Origin of the sequence: Flavobacterium sp. ACN2 (genome assembly GCF_002303885.1) — a bacterium.
Lineage (GTDB): Bacteria > Bacteroidota > Bacteroidia > Flavobacteriales > Flavobacteriaceae > Flavobacterium.
Window position 1 is genome coordinate 26,401 of sequence record NZ_MRCM01000003.1, and the last position, 18,974, is coordinate 45,374.

At 33.4% G+C, this 18,974-nt stretch carries 13 protein-coding genes; 1 reads left to right on the top strand and 12 read right to left on the bottom strand.

The annotated features are described in order from the left end of the window. The first annotated feature begins 79 nt into the window (after window positions 1-79). Window positions 80-1,876: a hypothetical protein gene (locus tag BSF41_RS03980; RefSeq protein WP_095928234.1), complete on the top strand. Its 1,797-nt coding sequence runs from the start codon at window positions 80-82 to the stop codon at window positions 1,874-1,876. Window positions 1,877-1,932: 56 nt separating this feature from the next. Here BSF41_RS03980 and BSF41_RS03985 read toward each other — a convergent pair whose 3' ends face one another. From BSF41_RS03985 to BSF41_RS04040, 12 genes are all read right to left on the bottom strand, one after another. Further along, the gene (locus BSF41_RS03985) at window positions 1,933-2,367 is read right to left on the bottom strand and encodes a YMGG-like glycine zipper-containing protein (RefSeq protein ID WP_095928235.1); all 435 of its coding nucleotides are present in this window, start codon (window positions 2,365-2,367) and stop codon (window positions 1,933-1,935) included. Between the two features lie 387 nt (window positions 2,368-2,754). Beyond that, a complete protein-coding gene (gene kynU, locus BSF41_RS03990; protein WP_095928236.1) occupies window positions 2,755-4,029 on the bottom strand; it encodes a kynureninase in 1,275 nt (424 codons plus the stop codon). A 405-nt stretch (window positions 4,030-4,434) separates the two neighbouring features. Next, window positions 4,435-5,484, bottom strand: a complete 1,050-nt coding sequence (gene queA / locus BSF41_RS03995; protein WP_095928237.1) for a tRNA preQ1(34) S-adenosylmethionine ribosyltransferase-isomerase QueA — start codon at window positions 5,482-5,484, stop codon at window positions 4,435-4,437. 389 nt (window positions 5,485-5,873) lie between these two features. Next, complete coding sequence (locus tag BSF41_RS04000) at window positions 5,874-7,103, bottom strand: 3-phosphoshikimate 1-carboxyvinyltransferase (RefSeq protein ID WP_095928238.1); 1,230 nt, start codon at window positions 7,101-7,103, stop codon at window positions 5,874-5,876. Between the two features lie 134 nt (window positions 7,104-7,237). After that, a complete protein-coding gene (locus BSF41_RS04005) occupies window positions 7,238-7,564 on the bottom strand; it encodes a nucleotide pyrophosphohydrolase (RefSeq protein ID WP_095928239.1) in 327 nt (108 codons plus the stop codon). 3 nt (window positions 7,565-7,567) lie between these two features. Then, a complete protein-coding gene (locus BSF41_RS04010) occupies window positions 7,568-9,556 on the bottom strand; it encodes a DUF3857 domain-containing protein (protein ID WP_095928240.1) in 1,989 nt (662 codons plus the stop codon). Between the two features lie 2 nt (window positions 9,557-9,558). Beyond that, complete coding sequence (locus BSF41_RS04015) at window positions 9,559-11,568, bottom strand: DUF3857 domain-containing protein (protein WP_095928241.1); 2,010 nt, start codon at window positions 11,566-11,568, stop codon at window positions 9,559-9,561. A gap of 32 nt (window positions 11,569-11,600) precedes the next feature. Then, window positions 11,601-13,508: a DUF3857 domain-containing protein gene (locus BSF41_RS04020; protein ID WP_095928242.1), complete on the bottom strand. Its 1,908-nt coding sequence runs from the start codon at window positions 13,506-13,508 to the stop codon at window positions 11,601-11,603. Between the two features lie 65 nt (window positions 13,509-13,573). Further along, window positions 13,574-14,026 carry a D-aminoacyl-tRNA deacylase gene (gene dtd, locus BSF41_RS04025; protein ID WP_095928243.1) on the bottom strand — a complete coding sequence of 151 codons (453 nt, stop codon included), beginning with the start codon at window positions 14,024-14,026 and terminating at the stop codon, window positions 13,574-13,576. A gap of 34 nt (window positions 14,027-14,060) precedes the next feature. Further along, a complete protein-coding gene (locus tag BSF41_RS04030; RefSeq protein WP_095928244.1) occupies window positions 14,061-14,423 on the bottom strand; it encodes a four helix bundle protein in 363 nt (120 codons plus the stop codon). Between the two features lie 30 nt (window positions 14,424-14,453). Next, a complete protein-coding gene (gene rsgA / locus BSF41_RS04035) occupies window positions 14,454-15,431 on the bottom strand; it encodes a ribosome small subunit-dependent GTPase A (protein WP_095928245.1) in 978 nt (325 codons plus the stop codon). A 140-nt stretch (window positions 15,432-15,571) separates the two neighbouring features. Continuing rightward, window positions 15,572-18,970 (bottom strand): VIT domain-containing protein, encoded by a 3,399-nt coding sequence (locus BSF41_RS04040; protein ID WP_095928246.1) that lies wholly within the window; start codon window positions 18,968-18,970, stop codon window positions 15,572-15,574. Window positions 18,971-18,974 lie beyond the last annotated feature (4 nt).

An 18,974-nucleotide genomic window follows, 5' to 3' on the forward strand; every position in this document is an offset into this window, starting at 1 on the left:
TCCCATTCAAACCTGACAATTATCAGGTTTTAGGAAAATTTATTTTTCTTCATTTGTTCCTATTTTAATCCGAATACAAATGACAAAAAATAACCTGCATACTTTTCATATTCCAGTAATGGGATTGGCTTATACCATAGACAGCCCTATTCGAGTAGCGCAGTACGGAATTTCATCTGTTGTTGCTTTAGCAGACGATGATCTGATTGAGAAGATGCGTAATTTTTACAGCACAAAATTCAATATTCCTTACGAAGAAATCACTCAAAAATTTCACGACTACCGCGCTGAAAGAATTACCTCTTATTTAAATTTAATCGATAAAATTGTAAAAGAGAAATTCGAAAATTTCAAAACAGAATTGGCAGAAAGCAAAACAGCTTTAGAAAACTTTATGTCAATGCTGCCAAATACTTCTGACATTAAAAAAGGATTTCAGAATTTATTGGATGACGGAATTGCTTTTAAAGAGAACATCCAAAATTATATCGAAACCAATCTTTTTCCAGGAGAAATCGATGTTAACATTATGACCAAATTGGACAAAGATAATTTTGTTAAAAATGAACAGCTTCCAATTGAGTTTAATGATGCACATGCTGCTTTAAGAGGTTTTGCCAAAAGTAATCTAGAATCTTCTGTAGTGCTTTCTGCTGGAATGAATCCGAGATTGTTTGGTTACTTCGAAAACTTCAAAGATTTTTTTCCAAATGAAAATAACGAACTGAAAAAGAAAATTATCTTAAAAGTAAGTGATTTTAGATCGGCTATGATTCAAGGAAATTTCTTGGCCAAAAAAGGGCTTTGGGTTTCAGAATATCGAATAGAATCGGGATTAAACTGCGGCGGACATGCCTTTGCTACCGACGGACTCTTATTGGGCACGATTTTAGAAGAATTCAAGCAGAAAAAAGAACAATTGGTACAATCGGCCCACGATTTAATGATTAAGGCTTTACAGGCAAAAAATCAGCCTATTCCTGAAAATCCGTTAGAATTAAAAATTACGGTTCAAGGCGGCGTTGGAACTGCAGCAGAACATGAGTTTTTATTAGACGAATATAACGTTGATTCTGTAGGCTGGGGTTCGCCATTTTTATTAGTTCCAGAAGCGACATCTGTCGATAAAGAAACTCGTAATTTATTAATGAATGCCAAAGAAGATGATTTTTATTTAAGCAATATTTCTCCTTTGGGAGTTCCTTTTAATACTTTGAAAGGAACTACAAATGAATTTTTAAAGCAAAAGCGAATTCATGAAAACAAAGCAGGAAGTTCTTGTCCGAAGAAATTTTTAGCTTTAAGCAAAGAATACGACCCACACGGAATTTGCACAGCTTCAAAAAAATATCAGGATATAAAACTGGAAGAATTAGAAGCAAAAAAGGATTTGATTTCTTCAGATGAATTTGAGAAAAGTAAAATCAAAATCACCGAAAAATCCTGTCTTTGTGTTGGCTTGGCCAATGCTTCTTATCTAGAAAATGACATTAAAATAAAAGGTCAGGCACAAGGCGTAGTAATTTGCCCTGGGCCAAACTTAGCTTATTTTGATCAGGAAGTTTCTTTAAAAGAAATGATCCAGCATATTTATCAAGGCAAATCGGTTATTAGAACTGAGCGCCCAAACTTGTTTATAAAAGAGCTTAAAATGTATATTACCTATTTTAGAAATGAAATTCAATCTATTTCTGGAGAACTTACAGCGGCTCAACTTAAAAAATGGAATTCTTTTAAATCTAATCTGTTAGATGGAATTGAGTATTATAAAAATTTATTTGAATCGACGTCAGTCTTTAAGGGTCATCTTGATCAACTCGATTCTTGTAAATCAGAATTAGTTGGTATTAAAATTCCCGTTTCAGAGTTGGTTTAAAATTGAAAACCCCAAATTATTATCTAATTTGGGGTTTGTTTTTATTTATAGTATAACTATTCTTTCTTTTTGTTTTTACTGTCAATAACAGCTCCTGTTCCAGTTCCTACCGCAGCTCCAGCTAAACCTCCAATAATCGCACCTTCTCCTTTTTTCTTACTGACAATTGCGCCAGTTGCAGCACCTACTCCAGCACCAATTACAGCACCTTTAGCGGTTGCACTCCAACCTTTCTTTTTAGCTGGTGCAGCAGCTGTTGTTGTAGCGGCGGCTTGCTGATGCACTACTACAACTTTCTCTTTTTGAGCTTCGATCTTTTCCTCGTTTAATTTCGCCATTTCAGTCTTCATCGAATCGATAACACGCTGTTTGTTAATCTCAACTTTCATTGAATCAATGCTGGCTTGTTTAGCTTTATTTATATCTTCTTTGCTTTGTTGTTGACAAGAAGTTAAAAATAATACGGTCAATAAAATATATAAGCCTTTCATGATTATAAGTTTTAAAAAAATTATACATCACAAAGTACTTAATATCTGCTATAATAATTATTACAGAATTTTTTGGAAAGTTTATAAGATTTGAAGTTTTTGATGTTTCTCGCTGCGTTTTATTTCAAGCTGAATGAAATTAATCTCGTAAAGTCGCGAAGACGAAAAGTTTTTTAATCTATTAAGTTTAATAGCCTCCAGCTTTAGCTGGATGAAAAAGTAATCAAAAGAAAAAGGCTTTAGCCAAACTGAACTCGTTTGGCTAAAGCCCTCTTAACTTCATCTTTAATACCTCCAGCTAAAGCTGGAGGCTATTGAGAAAAAAATCTTTTTCATCCTTTTAATCTGTGGCTTTAAAAGACTTTGCGCCTTTGCGAGATTATTTTTTTACTTCCCTAAAATCCCTTTTTTCAGAATTTGTCCGAAATCATACATATCTTCATAAGAGCAATATAACGGAACTGGTGCTAGACGAATAACGTTTGGTTCACGCCAATCTGTAATGACACCATTTTTCATTAAATAATCAAACAAGGCTCTTCCTTCTCCGTGAAGGAAAACAGATAATTGTGAAGCCCTTTCTTCTGGGTTTGAAGGTGTAATAATTTCGAAGGTACTTTCTACTTCTTTATCAATTTCATGAAGAATAAATTCCAAGTAAGAAGTAATATGATCGCGTTTTGCAATTAAAGTATCCATTCCAACCTCAGCAAACATTTCTACTGAAGCCAAATATGGTGCTAAAGATAAAACCGGAAGATTACTAATCTGCCATCCATCTGCACCGTGAACGGGATCAAAGTTTGGCTCCATTTTAAAACGGCGCTCTTTGTTGTGTCCCCACCATCCTGCAAATCTTGGCAACTCTGAATTATGATGTTTTTCGTGAACAAAACAACCTGAAGCATTTCCTGGGCCTGAATTCATATATTTATAACTGCACCAAGCAGCAAAATCTACATTCCAATCATGAAGTTCTAATTTGATATTTCCTGCCGCGTGCGCTAAATCCCATCCTACTTTGGCTCCAGCTTTTTGTCCGGCGGCGGTGATGGTTTTAATATCAAAAACTTGTCCTGTATAGTAATTTACTCCGCCAATTAAAACTAAGGCCAGCTCATCTCCCACTTCTTCAATTTTTGCTAAAACATCTTCTAAGCGAATATTGTGTTCTCCTTCTCTGCGTTTAATTTCTACAATCGCATCTTCAGGTTTATAACCATGAAAATTCACCTGACTTTGAAACATATATTGATCTGAAGGAAAAGCTTTTTCTTCGCAGATAATTTTATAACGCTTCCCTTTTGGCTGGTAAAAAGAAACCATCAGTAAGTGAAGATTTACAGTCAAAGTATTCATCACCGTAACTTCAGATGGAAGCGCACCCACAATTTTACTCAAAGGTTCTGCAAATCTTTCTTGATAATCCCACCAAGGTTTTTCGGCATAAAAATGACCTTCAACTGCCAAATTTGCCCAATCATCCATTATTTCATCAACATAAGCTTTGGTGCGTTTTGGCTGTAATCCTAGTGAATTTCCTGTAAAATAAATTACTCGTTTGTCGTTTACTTTTGGAAAAATAAATTGTTCCTGATAGTGGTTTAGTGTGTCTTTCGAATCTAGCTCTCGTGCAAATTCGCGTGTATTTTGAAAAGTCATTGTGTTTTTGTTTTGGATGCTAAAATAACAAAAATTGTTTGTTTTGTTTCAGGTTAATATGCGTTGTGGCTTTTAACCGCAAAGTTCGCAAAGGTTTTCTTTACTCAGTTTGTGTTTGCCGAATGTAAAAGAACGCAAAGCTTTGCGAACTTTGCGATTTTAAACGCAAAGGTCACAAGGTTTTTTTACTCAGTTTGTGTTTGCCACGTGCAAAAGAACGCAAAGCTTTGCGAACTTTGCGTTTGTAAACGTTAGCTTAGATAAAAATCCTTGCGAACTTTGCGGTTAAAAGACACAAAGTATATTAACTTGAAGCTTGAAACCTGAAACTTGAAACCATTAAAAAACAGAAAACCCGACAGCTTCTAAAAAACTGTCGGGTCTTCTTTATAATATAAATTCTAATTAAAGAATTAACATCGCGTCTCCGTAAGAATAGAATTTGTATCCTTCTTTAATCGCTTCATCGTATGCTTTTTTCATTAAATCGTGTCCACAGAAAGCAGAAATCATCATTAACAATGTTGATTTTGGTGTGTGGAAGTTTGTAATCATACAGTTTGCAATACTAAAATCGTGAGGAGGGAAAATAAATTTATTTGTCCATCCTTCGTAAGGATTCAAAGTATTAGCAGAAGAAACAGAACTTTCAATTGCACGCATAGAAGTTGTTCCGACTGCGCAAATACGTTTTTTCTTTGCTTTTCCTTCGTTTACAATATCACACGCTTTTTGAGTGATGATCAATTCCTCAGAATCCATTTTGTGTTTAGATAAATCTTCTACCTCAACTGGGTTAAAAGTACCTAAACCAACGTGTAAAGTTACCTCAGCAAAGTTTACTCCTTTGATTTCTAATTTTTTCAAAAGGTGTTTTGAAAAGTGTAAACCAGCAGTTGGCGCCGCTACAGCACCTTCTTCTTTTGCATAGATTGTTTGGTATCTTTCAGCATCTTCAGCAGTAACTTCTCTGTTGATGTATTTAGGAATTGGAGTTTCTCCAAGTTCTGTCAATTTATTTCTGAATTCTTCGTAAGACCCATCGTATAAGAAACGTAATGTTCTACCACGAGAAGTTGTATTATCGATTACTTCAGCAACTAACGAATCGTCATCACCAAAATAAAGTTTATTTCCGATACGGATTTTTCTAGCTGGATCAACCAAAACATCCCAAAGGCGTTGCTCTGAATTTAATTCTCTTAATAAGAAAACTTCAATTCTAGCTCCAGTTTTTTCTTTGTTTCCGTACAAACGTGCAGGGAAAACTTTTGTATTATTAAGAATTAAAACGTCTCCGTCATCAAAATAGTTGATCACGTCTTTAAACATTTTATGTTCGATAGTGTTTTTTTTACGGTCAATTACCATTAAACGAGATTCATCTCTATTTTCTGCTGGGAATTCAGCCAAAAGTTCTTTCGGTAAATTGAAATTGAAGTGTGATAATTTCATATTTGAATTGTTGATTTTAGAGTGTAGCTTTTAGATTTGTTTATCTAAAATTTTAAATCGGTTGCAAATATACGATTGTGAGATAGGCGTTGTCAAGTCTTTTGACGTTTATTTTCAAAAGTCCTTGATTTACTGAGCTTTCAGATTGACTTAAAAAGCTATTCTTTAAGTCAATTTTAACTTTTTCGAACCATATAAGAAATATAAGTTCATTCTAGCTGAAATTTTAAATAGCGCCAAATCAACATTATAAACCCGACAGCTTTTTAAAACCTGTTGGGTTAGCTATTTAAATACGCATAAAAAAACCTCCGGTTAAAACCAGAGGCTATGTTTTATTAAACTTTAATTTTAATTGAACTTATATCACTTATATGGTTCAAAAAAAATTACAATTCTGTTATTTGAAAGTTTAAAGCTTTTAAATCGTTCCAGAAATCTGGGTACGATTTAGAAACTACTTCGGCATCGTCAATAATAATTGGAACTTTTATTGCTAATGGTGCAAATGCCATTGCCATGCGGTGATCGTTGTATGTTGCAATATGAACATCATGATTAATATCGCCAGAACGCAATAAAGTCAAGCTATCATTAGTAACAGAAATATTAGCTCCTAATTTTGTAAGCTCAATTCTTAAAGCTTCTAGTCGGTCTGTTTCTTTAATTTTTAAAGTATGAAGTCCTGTTAGATGACATCCAATTCCTAAACCTAAACAAGTAACTACGATAGTTTGAGCGATATCTGGTGTATTGTTCAATTCAAAATTTACATCTTCGTAATTGAATCCAGAAACTTTTTCCAAAGTCATTTTGTTGTTTTGGAAAGTTGTCTTTACTCCCATCTTCTCATAAAGAGAAACCAATTCAGAATCTCCTTGAAGACTGTTTTCTTTATAACTGCTTAAAGTAATTTTAGCCGCATCAGATAAAGCAACAAGACTGAAGAAATAAGAAGCCGAACTCCAGTCTGACTCTACCACCATTTCTTTAGTTTCAACTGATTCTTTAGGGAATACCTTAATCACATTTCCTTCAAAACTCGTTTTAATATCCAAATCAGCTAACAAAGCCAAAGTCATTTTGATATACGGAATCGAAGTAATTTCTCCTTCTAAAGTCAACTCTAAACCATTATCTAATTTTGAAGCGACTAATAAAAGTGCCGAAATATATTGGCTGCTTACATTGGCTGCCAAAGTTACTTTTGAATCTGTAACTTTTTTTCCTTTAATTCGAATTGGCGGATATCCTACTTCTTTCTCATATGAAATTTCAACACCCAATTGTGCCAAAGCTTCCACTAAAATTTTAATCGGACGTTCCTGCATTCTGCTAGAACCTGTCAAAACCACTTCTCTACCTTCGTTAACCGAAAAATAAGCAGTAAGAAAACGCATTGCTGTTCCTGCGTGATGAATATCTACAATTTCATCATTTCCCGCTAATGCTTTCTGCATCACTTCACTGTCGTCTGAGTTGGAAGTATTGGCTAAAGTAATATTTGGAAATAATGCTTTTAATAACAATAAGCGGTTCGTTTCACTTTTAGAACCAGTGATATTTAGTTGCGAATCATCAATAGTGAATATTGAATTCGTGCTTAATTTTAAATTCATTTTTTTAATTGTAAGTTGTGCATTATGAATTAGGAATGATTAGAGACATAATTCAGCCCCGCAATTTACCACTCCCCATTCATAATTCAAAATTCAAAACTCATAATTCAAAGCTTATGAGTGATATTTCACAATTATTTCAATTTATCATTGTTTTTGTGACGATCTTTATCTCTAACCGATTTTAGATCCATTTTTTTATCGAAAGATGCTTGTAAATCAATTCCTGTTTGATTGGCTAAACACAGCACAACAAAAACAACATCTGCCAATTCTTCTCCTAAGTCTTTGTTTTTATCGCTTTCTTTTTCAGATTGTTCTCCATAACGGCGCGCAATGATTCTAGCAACCTCGCCAACTTCTTCGGTCAGCTGTGCCATATTGGTCAATTCGTTAAAGTAGCGAACACCATGTTCTTTTATCCAAGTATCAACAGCTAATTGTGCATTTTTCAAATCCATCTTCTATATCTTTTTAAGAATTATTTTTTCATTTTGGCTTACGATCATCTTCTGAAAAAACTCTTTTATCATTCCGTAATCCTCGGCTACAAAAATACTACTGTTGATTTCTTTTTGGCTCACAATTTGAATTTTGTTTTCAGAAACCGAAAAATTTAAAATAAAAGACATCAGCTTGTCCTCTGAAGATATTCTAAATGGTTTAGGAAGTGATTCTACAGTATATCCCTGCGGAATTTCAATATTCAAATTAAACTTTTCTATGTTTTTATATCCAAAATAAACAGGCATTTGCCTTTTTTCTTGATTGAACGGATTTTTACTTTGGGTAAAAAACAATAAAGGGTTTACAAAAATCTTCCCATCAATAATATCCGAACGGTTGCTTGAAGCAAAAGAAAAAGTTTCTATGACCGACTGATCTAAGTTTGATTTCTGATTTTCGATTGCATAATTTGAAATCTCTAAACCTCCCAATCTATTCTCTAATTTTTCAAGATAAGCGTCTTCCGTTTTAGTATTATTTTCTTCTCTAAAACTGTATGCATCATAATCTGTTCGTTGAACTCGAGCCTGACCATTCATTTTTCCGTCAGGATTTATTTTGACTATAAGACTGTAAATTTCTTTAGACTGTTGTGTTGGATCTAATTGAATTTCTTCAGAACTGCCATCTTTTTTGATTAATCTTCCGTTCCAATTTAAAACATTTAATGGTAAAATGTTTGGCGCCGTAAGTTTATGACTTGCATCCAAAAGAGTTTTTTTACCATCAATTTCGGCCGCAACTATTACATAATTGAATCCCGTTCTTGTTGGATACACTGGAAGTCCATTTTGTATAGTACTTACCAAAACAGGATTGGCTTCTATACCAGCCGCACGAAGCATATTTATCAGAATAAAATTGATTTCTGCGACATTACCAGTTTGATCTTTATAAGCTTTTTCGACTCCTTTTTCTGTATAACAGCTATTAATCTCATTCCAATTCATTCGATTTTTAACATACGTAAAAATCAGATTTAATCTTTCCGTTTTATCTTCTACATTAGACAATAATTTATTCAGATCATCTGTAAATAAACTGCCTTGATTTAATTGTTTTCCAAAGCTGTCATCTTTAAAAATAGTTTTTGCCACACCTTCCCAAGTTAAACTGTAATCTTTTACAGGCTGATCAGGAAGACGCACTCTTTCTAATTCCTGCTGAATGCTTCCGCGATAATTTTCAAGATTATTAATGTAAGGTTCCTCTTTTAATGCTGGAACATCTTTTCCTTTGTAAAAGGTTTCAATCTGTTTATAATTAAATGAGCTTGTCTGACTGTAAGCATTATCAAAACTCTGACTAGCGCCTGTAAATTTAGATTCTGTTTCTAACGGAATTCCTCCAATTAAAATGGGTTTATAAATATAAAATTCTGGAATCTGTGTTTTGTAATAAAAATAGTCAACAGGAATACTGAACTGAACATCAAAATCGGGAAACTTCACCAGATTTTCAGATCTTAAAACATATTTGTATTCAATAATAGAACCTACTTTTACATTGGGCAAAGTAATCGTCTTTTCTTTCCAATATTGATTGATTTTGTTTTTAAACTCGCCCTGATTATTTAATTTAGTTTTTACGATGTTGCCATTTTCTAAATTATAGGTCACTGCATCTGAAAATTCCAAACGATCTTCATTTAACTTATCATAACCGATATAAAAACGCACTTTCTGGTCGGCCCAGCTTAAACCTTCTTTTTTATAAATTTTGATTTTCACTTCGCAGACATGGTTGGCATAAAATCCAACATCTTTATTATAGCCAAAATAAGTTCTTCCTTTTTTAAACAAGATAGCAGCGGGTGCGCTACTATCTTTAGGATGAACTTTTTCATTTAACTCTGCAATAGTTACTTTTCCCAAGTCATAATTTTGAGCTTGAATAGTTATTGTACTTCCCAAAAGGGTGATACAAATTAGAAGGAATCTCAGCATAATTAAATACGTTTCAAAACGATTTTTTCCGTTTCTTTTTCTACCATTGTTTTATAATACTCTTTTAGCATCTCATATTTTTCAGCAGAAACAATGGCTTCATTTATTTGATGCAAAATAGACAACTGAAGTTTATTGTCGTTTGCCGCTATATTAAATTTAAAAACACCCAAATTATCTTCCATTGTTACAGCAGCTGGGGCTGGCAATGTTTCAACCACAAAGCCTTCTGGTATTTCAATATTAATACTGTACTTATCTGTGAATGGAAAACTAAAATCTACTGGATATTCTCTACTTTCCTGCTTAAACGGATTATTATTTGTTGCAAAAAACAACATTGGATTCAAATAAATTTTACCTCCAATAACTTCGCACAAATCATTTCCAGTAAAAGAATAACTTTCTATAATAGGAAGAAGGATATCCTTTTCGTTTGTTTTTGAATAATCGCTGATTTCGATTTTTTTATTTTTGTTTTCTAGCTTTTCTAAATATTCCTCTTCTTTTAAACCTTCAATATTGCCACGCGTAATCATGGCGTTATAATCCATGTATTGTCTTCTAGTTTTTCCTGTAACTTTTCCAGCGCTATCGATACTGTAATTCAGGAAAACATTATCAACAGAAGTTTTCTCTGGCATTAAATTAATTTCTTCTGATGAACCGTCTTTTCTAATCAATCTTCCCGACCAATTTAAAACTCTAAGTGGCAAAACATTCGGAACTGTAAATTTTTCTGACGCATCTAGTAAAACATATCCGTTTGGAGTTTCTACCGCAGCAATTACATAATTGAATGCCGTTCTGTTAGGAAACAGCGCTATTCCGTTTGAACGTGTACTTACCAAAACTGGATTTGCTGTTAATCCTGAATAACGAAGCATCGCTGTAAGCATTAAATTTATATCGGCAATATTTCCCGTTTTTTCTTTGTACGCTTTTTTAACTCCATTATCACAGCCATAACCGTAATATTTATTCCATTTTACGTTTGATTTTACGTGATTTAAAATAACTAAGATTTTTTCTTCAGGCGTATTGATTCCTGAAAGTATTTTTTTCAAATCATCTTCAAAATAACCTGTTTTATTAAGCTCAGGACCAAAATCATCATAATCATAAATTGTTCTTACAACCGAAGCCCAATCTGCAGAATATTCTTTAAGCACCTGATTTGGAAATTTCGTCATTGATAATTCGTGAGCAACAGACGATGTATAATTATCAATATTGTTAACATAAGCCTCATCTTTCATTGCTGGAAAATCTACCGCTTTGTACGTAACTTGATCTTCCATATAACTTAAATAATCAGTAGAAAAATTAGTCGATGTCACACGTCCACCCGATCTTTCCTTGTTATTAAAAGTGATACTTTTGGCAACCCTTGCTGTTGTTGCCTTAGGAAAAAAATAACCTTTTTGTCTTGGACTGAAAGTGTAATATTCGGGAATGAATGTTGAAAATTCAGAATAGTTCACTGGAATACTCGTTTGAAAATCCCAATCTCTTATTATTTCCTGTGGACATTTAATACTATATTTAAATTCAATAACAGAACCTTCTTTTACATTAGGCATTGTTATTTTTTTTAAGCTTTTATATTTATTTAGTACTTCCTCAAAAACGCCATCACTTTTAAGCTTCGTTTTTTCAATTTTACCGCCAACTATGTTGTAAGTTACAGCATCCGAAAAAGACACTTTCTCTCTTAGACCAGAATAATTATAGAACCAAACATCCTGGTTTGCCCAATCTAGGCCTTCTTTTTTGTAAATTTTAATTCTGGTTTCTACATCTGTCACTGTGACAAAACCATCATTAACATCATACTCAATTCTTGCTGTTCCTTTTTTATACAAAATAGCGGCTGTCGCTGCCGAATCTTTCGGGTGCGACTTTTGTTCTAATTCTGCAATGGATACTTTTCCTAATTTAAATTCCTGCGACATCGCTTTTGAAGCGATCAATAAAAGCACAGTGAGACTAAATAATTTAATAATTTTCATTGGTAATTTTTGGTTTACTTTGGTTACACTTGTTAGTTTTTGGTTAATATTATTTTGGCGTTATCGTTTCTCGAGACTTGTTCCATAAATAGGCGATACTCATCATATTCTTTGTTCGAATATTTTCCTTTATTTAAAAACATCGATCTTTTATAAGTCAGTTTATTATTGTCTTTTTTAATGATTTCGGTTTTGTATTCGCCAAATTTGCCTTTTAGCTCATAATTGGAAGGCAGGAATTCGATACTGAAACCTTCTGGAAGATTGATTTCAATTTCATCGGTATCTAAAAAACCACGTTGTATTTGAAAAGGATTTTTTCGGTTTCTAATGCGTTTTACGTTTCCTGTATATTGATTGAAAGCATCGACTACAAAAATCATTTTGTTACCCGTAATAGCTCCATAATTTACAGCACTTATCTGAACATCTTCAGTAAAACGAATATTTTCTTTATCATTTGTAAAAGTAATTTTACCTAGTTTCAAGTTGTTGATATTATCCCAATACTCTTTATAATGTTCCTCTTTTTCATTTGGCTGCATGGTTTCTACTCGAGATTTAGAAGCATACACACTTCCTTGAGAGGCTATTTTTAAAGTGCCAGAAAAATTTCCAGTTGGATCAATTGTGTAAACTCCTTTCCCTACTTGCGTGTTTCCTTTATCATCGTAGATTTTAGTTCGTACAATTTGCCCTCCTTCAGGTTTTACAACCAAAACATCGCGATCGTCAGTAAAAATTCCTTGATATCCAAACGGATCGTCCTGACTTGTACATTCTAACCAGATATAATTATCTTTATTAGGAATGGCTAAAATCATATGATTCCCTTGCATCGAAACAAAATCAGATTGAATATTTTCTTTGTAACGATCACCATATAAAATAGTATTATAAGATGGAACATCTACAACCTCTAAAAGCGCTTTTGTATAGTTTGACAACGCTTTGCAATCTCCATATCCTAAACGGTCAACATCGTTGGCTAGCATAGGTTTCCAACCGCCAATGCCAATTGCAATGTTTACATATCGCGATTTTTTTTGTACATAATCGTAAATGATTTTAGCTTTCTTGATAGGATCTTTTTCATCTCCAACCAATGCTTTAATTTTTGCTTTGGTATCTTCTGTCAAAACAGTCGTACCGGTTAAGATTTTATCTTCATACCATTTCCCAAATGCTTCCCAAGTAGTAGCATTTCCGTCCACTCCTTCTAAGTGAAAGTTTTCTAATCCCATCATGACTTTAGGAAAAAGATCTGAAGGAGAAGGGCTAAGATCTTCTTGTTTTTGAGCCGTGATATTTGTTGCTGTATAACTTAGATTTGTATCTGTATCGGCTGTTTTGGTTATGTTGAAGTTATCAAATTGGAACTCTTTTTTCTTAAAGCCCAATCCTTTCGGGAAAGTTACATTCAAAACGCATTTTTCTACGCTCAAATAATAACCTCCAATAAAATACCATTTTGGTATAAATGCAGTATTTGAAGTTTCAACTTCGCTGGTATAAGCAATTGTAAAAGGATAGGAAATGGGTGTATAATTTAAATAAAGCACTCGATTGTCAGAAAAAAGAGTACTTCCGCCTACAGCGCTCTGATCTTTAAAATCTTTTCTTTTGATTTTTTTTATCTCATTCCCCAATGCATCATAAACTACAGCTTCGATATTTTTTATTGAAGTTGTTTTATCATAATGACAGTATGCGTCAATATCATTTAGACCCTTTTCATTTAAAACAGAAACCACTCTTTGGGTCTTAATATTCATACTTCTTTGCGAAGCAATAACAATATCCATTTGGTCTAAACGAAGAACAGCATTGGCATTATGTTTTAAACTATCTGGAATAGAAAGAATAGGATAATTGCTCTTTTGGGCGAATGAATTAAGGGTTGTTAAGAATAAAAATAACGCAAAAAAAAGGTTTTTCATTAGTAGGGATTTTCGTCAAATATATATTATTTTCAGAAATCCTTAACAAATGTTTAATAATATTTTTACTCTCTGTTTTTGCTATCCATTACAATGGTAACGGGCCCGTCATTGAGAAGACTGACTTTCATATCGGCGCCAAAAATTCCTGTTTGCACTTTCTTGCCCAACTCTTTTTCTATTGCTTGAACAAAATTCTCATACGTCGGAATTGCAAAATCTGGTTTTGAGGCTTTTATATAAGAAGGACGGTTTCCTTTCTTAGTGGATGCATGAAGTGTAAACTGACTTACAACAATAATATCGCCGTTAATATCCTGCACCGAACAATTCATAACATCATTTTCGTCTCCAAAAATTCTCATTTTAATGATTTTCCCAGCCAACCAATCAATATCTTCTTGTGTATCGGCATCTTCAATTCCGACTAAAACCAATAAGCCTTTTTGAATGTCGGCTGTTTTTTGACTTTCAACAGTTACTGATGCTTGGGAAACTCTTTGAATAACTACTCTCATAGAAAATTGTGAATTGTGAATGGTAAATTGTGAATTATGTAGTGCTTAGTTTTTGCTTGGAAGTTATGATAATTGAAGCTAAAATTTTATTTATTTCCACAATATCAGACTTTACAGATTGAAATGGAATCTCATTTAAGTAATTGGATTGAAAAAGCAATTCAAGCCAATAATCTGTTTCATTTGCTTCTTTTTGTGCAATTGCAAGTTTATGAATAAAGTCTTTTTTACTTTCTGCTTGCTCAGATTCTCTAATTAATGCACCTATCGCCGTACCACTGCGAAGTAATTGTTTACTCAAAACATACTCCTTTTTATCATCTTTTAAAAATTGAATAAGTTTAATAATTCTAAGTGCAAAATTAAAAGACTTTGTTTTAATTATGTTATCAGCCATAATTCAAAATTCACAATTTACCATTCACAATTACTTACGTGTTTCATCACTAGCAGCGCGATCTTCACCATACGTATCGGTGCGGTAATGCTCTTCGTCGCCTTCAAGAATTTTAAGGTAACTATTATATCGTGACCAAGCAATTTCATCTTTTTCTAAAGCTGCTTTTATGGCACAATGAGGTTCTTCTTTGTGTAAACAGTTGTTAAACTTACATTGATCTTTCAGTTTGAAGAATTCAGGAAAATAACCACTAATTTCTGATGGTTCCATATCAACAATTCCGAAACCTTTAATTCCCGGCGTATCAATAATTCGAGCATCAAAAGACAAATCATACATTTCCGCAAAAGTTGTAGTGTGCTGCCCTTGCTTGCTTTGTTCTGAAATTACTGAAGTTTTTAAATGGAGACTCGGTTCAAGTGCATTGACCAAAGTTGATTTTCCAACACCAGAATGTCCAGAAAACATACTTACTTTACCAATCATCATTTCTTTTAGCTTGTCAACGCCTTTGTTTTCTGTCGAAGAAATACGAAGACATTTATATCCAATTTCAGAATAAATATGCTGCAAATAAAGCTGATCGTCTAAAGTCTGATCTGTTAAAGTATCTATTTTATTAAAAACAAGAATGGCTTCGATTCCGTATGCTTCTGCAGTAACCAAAAAACGATCAATAAAACTTGTCGTTGTTGGCGGATTATCAATTGTAATCAATAAAAAAACCTGATCGATATTAGAAGCAATAATGTGAATCTGTTTTGATAAGTTAACCGATTTACGAACGATATAGTTTTTTCTTTCGTGAATAGTATGAATTGTTCCTGTAATGGCATCTGAAGTTTCATCCAACTCATAATCAACAATATCACCTACAGCAATAGGATTGGTACTTTTAATACCTTTTATTCTGAATTTCCCTTTCATACGGCATTCCACAAAATCTCCATTTTGAGATTTTACGGTGTACCAGCTTCCTGTAGATTTATAAACGGTTCCTGTCATTCTTTAATTTTAGATTGTAAATTTTAGATTTTAGATTACGCTTTAAAACCTAAAAAATAAAAGGCAAAATTACGTTTTTAGAATGGAACAACGCAATTTCGCCTTTTAAATTTGAAGGACATATCCTTAATTTGCAGACTTTACCAAACTATTTCGGCTAAAGTTTCATTCTCTTTTACTTTTCCTAGCTGAATTGTTTTTAAAGTTCTCGATACTTTACCCGCTTTTGTGGTATAAATTTCAACCATAATTGTTGCTGGGCCATTTTCGGTTAATTCGCTTTCCCCAAAATAATTAGTCTTGATTTGATATTTCCCTTTCACCGCATTTCTCATGATATATTGCTCTGGGCCGTAACCTTCTGTGAAATCTTTTGAAAATCTTCCTCCAATTTGTGTTGAAGTATGGCTGTAATAACACTCTTCACCAGTTGGTTCGATAACATGCAAATCCAAATCGACATCCATTTGATTCCAATTCATAATAATTCTAATATCAACTGGCATTTTCGCAAGGTATTTTTTGTCTAATTTTCCCGTTTTCAAACCAGAATGTTCAGCCATCAAACGATTAATATCCATCAAAATAATATCCTCAACACCTTCATATTGTCCGCTCATTTCTCCATAATAATTCACTTCAAGCGATTTTACCAATTCATCAAATGCTTCTTGATATTTTCCGGCATCTTCAAGCGCCAAAGCATAATCTCTTAGGCTCTGAGGTTCGTGAGATCTCCATTTTTCAACTTGTTTTGCAGTAAACAAGGCATCGTCATAATCTTTCCATTGTCTCAAAGTATAAGTCAATGTTTTATAAAGCTGATGATTTTCTAAACCTAAATCGGCAATATTACTGATAACTAGCAATGCTTTCTTAACATCTCCCTGATTGTAGAAAAAGTGCGCCACATCAAAATAAAAGCTTGGATTTCTTTCCTGAGCTTTTCTCAATTCGAAATACAAATCGTATTGTTTTTCTTTTGGTGCAGATGCCAATGCTTTTAAATACAATCGATCTGGATTCCAACTTTTTGTTTGAACGACTCCATTATTTGAAGACTTCTTTTTTGTTGTTATAATAATAACTCCATTTACTCCCCTGCTGCCATAAGCAGCAATTCTTGCGGCATCTTTCAAAACATCCACTGCTTCGATATCATCTGATTTTAAATCCGCCAATTCTCCCTCATAAAATTGACCATCAACTATAATTAGAGGCTTTTTTGAATCTCCAGATAAATAAGCTCTACTGAAATTTGAATCTTGCGAAAGATCCTTATTTTTTGAAGTGTCTTCTTCGAGAGCACCAACAACATCAGATTTTTTTTGCATTCCGAATCCTACTACAACTGTTTCATCTAATTTAGTAGAATTTGAATCTTCCTTAATTACCTCACTTCCAACTTTCTTATCTTTTAATTCAACAATTTTTGGTACGTCATCAGTAACCTCTTCTGCTTTTGCAACAACTGGCGAAACAAATTTTACCTGATCCACTTTTGGCGCAGATGGCGGAGGAGGCGTATTATATACAGCATTATCTTCTTCAATTACTGTTTCAACTGGTCCTTTTCCAACAGGCTCATCAACTGTCAGTACTGCATCAGGATCTCCTTTTATAGTTTCAGATGCTACTCTTCTTTCCATATTTCTAGCTCTATTTCTACCATTTGGAGGTGGAGGTGGCGGTGGAATTTGTCTATTGTACTTATATTTAGATGCGATTTTCTGCCCTGCGTATTTGACGTCTTTTTTCCACCAGGCGTTTATACTGGCAAAATAACTTTCAATACTTTCCCAATTATTTTTTTGCTGTGCTAATGTAGCATTATGCTCCTGTTTTTTAATTAAATCAAATTCAGCACGTAATTCTGCTGGCGGCAAAATATCGTACATAATATAATCCCGAACATTTTCGAGAACAATCAATGATGTATTTTTGGTTACAATTCCGAATTTCTTTCCAAGAAGCTCAATTTCATCTGCGTTTTTAGTGTATTGCAATTCAAGATTGGCAATTTTTTTCTGCGCCCAAAGTTTTTCAACATTTACGTCATTAGAATTTTGAACCGCTACATCAAGCGTAATTTTCTTTTCTAAAGTAACTTCATTATCATAGCCAAATAACAACGTAATTTCATTTTTTGGATTCAAAGAAATACCAGAAAAACTAAAATTCCCTGAAACCGAAGTTCCTTCCATAGGAAATAAATCGGTTACGGTTAAATTCTCTTTTATGCCTAGAAACTTCAAATTTGTATTTGTCAATTTATCCAAAGCAGTTTCAGCATTTATCTGATTCAAATTGATAAAATTACCTCCCGTTTTCATCGAAGAAAAATTCAAAAAGGCAAAATCTGCAGAAACAGAAGAGGTAATGGTATAAACAGGTTTTTTAGTTTTTGGCAGAAGATTTTCACTCAATGATGATAATCCATCAGAGAAAAACAAGTATTCACTCTGATTTTCAAAACTAATCTGCGAATAACGTGTTCCTCCATCATATTTTGTTTTTTCTAAAACGGCTTTTAATTCAGACCAATTTCCATTTGAAATCACAAATTCTTTTTGTTTTTCGAAAGTATAATTCAGAAAGTATAAAGTCACTTTCGTATTTTTTATTTTCTGAAAATAAGCTTCTAACAAATCCAATTCTTTTTTCAAATCACGCGTTTGACAGCTCAACGAATTGTCCCAAATCAAACCAATTGAACTTGGAATTTTCTTTGCCATTTTAGCTCCATCGACAAAAGCATTTCCGTAGAAATAATATTGCCCACCAGCATTCTGCATTACAACACTCAGAATATCTTGCTGAATTGGAATTTTAAAAAGTAATTTTTCAGCAGGCTGATAGTTTTCTTTCTTTTCAGAAGCCTCAAAAGATTGATTCCATTTTGAGAAAACAATTTCTTTTTCAGAATCTCCCGTCACTACAGGTTTTGCAGCAGCACCTAAAACCGAAACATTAATTTCGAATTTATCTAACTTTTTAGGATAACGGCTCAAAAGCTGATACGCCAGATTATCTTTATCTGAAGCCGAAAGTTCTTCTTCGTAACCAATAACAACAATTCGTTCACCATTTGGCATTAACGGATAAATTCTAGTTTTAAAATTGTTCCCATCGACTTTTTCCAACAATCCTGGATCGACACGACGATGTTCGATGGCTTCAAAAACTTGTTTTCCTTTATTTTTGTTTACCGGAACAGCTTCTCGCAGTTTTCCATTAATATCAATCGCATATCTAGAAACCGAAACATTTTCAGGCAACGGAAAAATAAGCTCTGCTTCCATTTGACGATTTCCCGAATTAAAAAAATGCATTTCGGCTGTAGTGTAAGCAATATTGCCAACGATTTTCACATTGACTTTCAATTGACTCATTCTTACTTTCTCAGCTTCTTCTCCTTTAACGGTAAGCTCCGGACTTTGTGCAAAAGTTTTTATGCCCGTAAAAACGAGAAAGAAAAACAATACCTTCAAGTTCATTTGAAAAATGCGCGGCATAGATGAAAACAATTTTAATTTCATGATA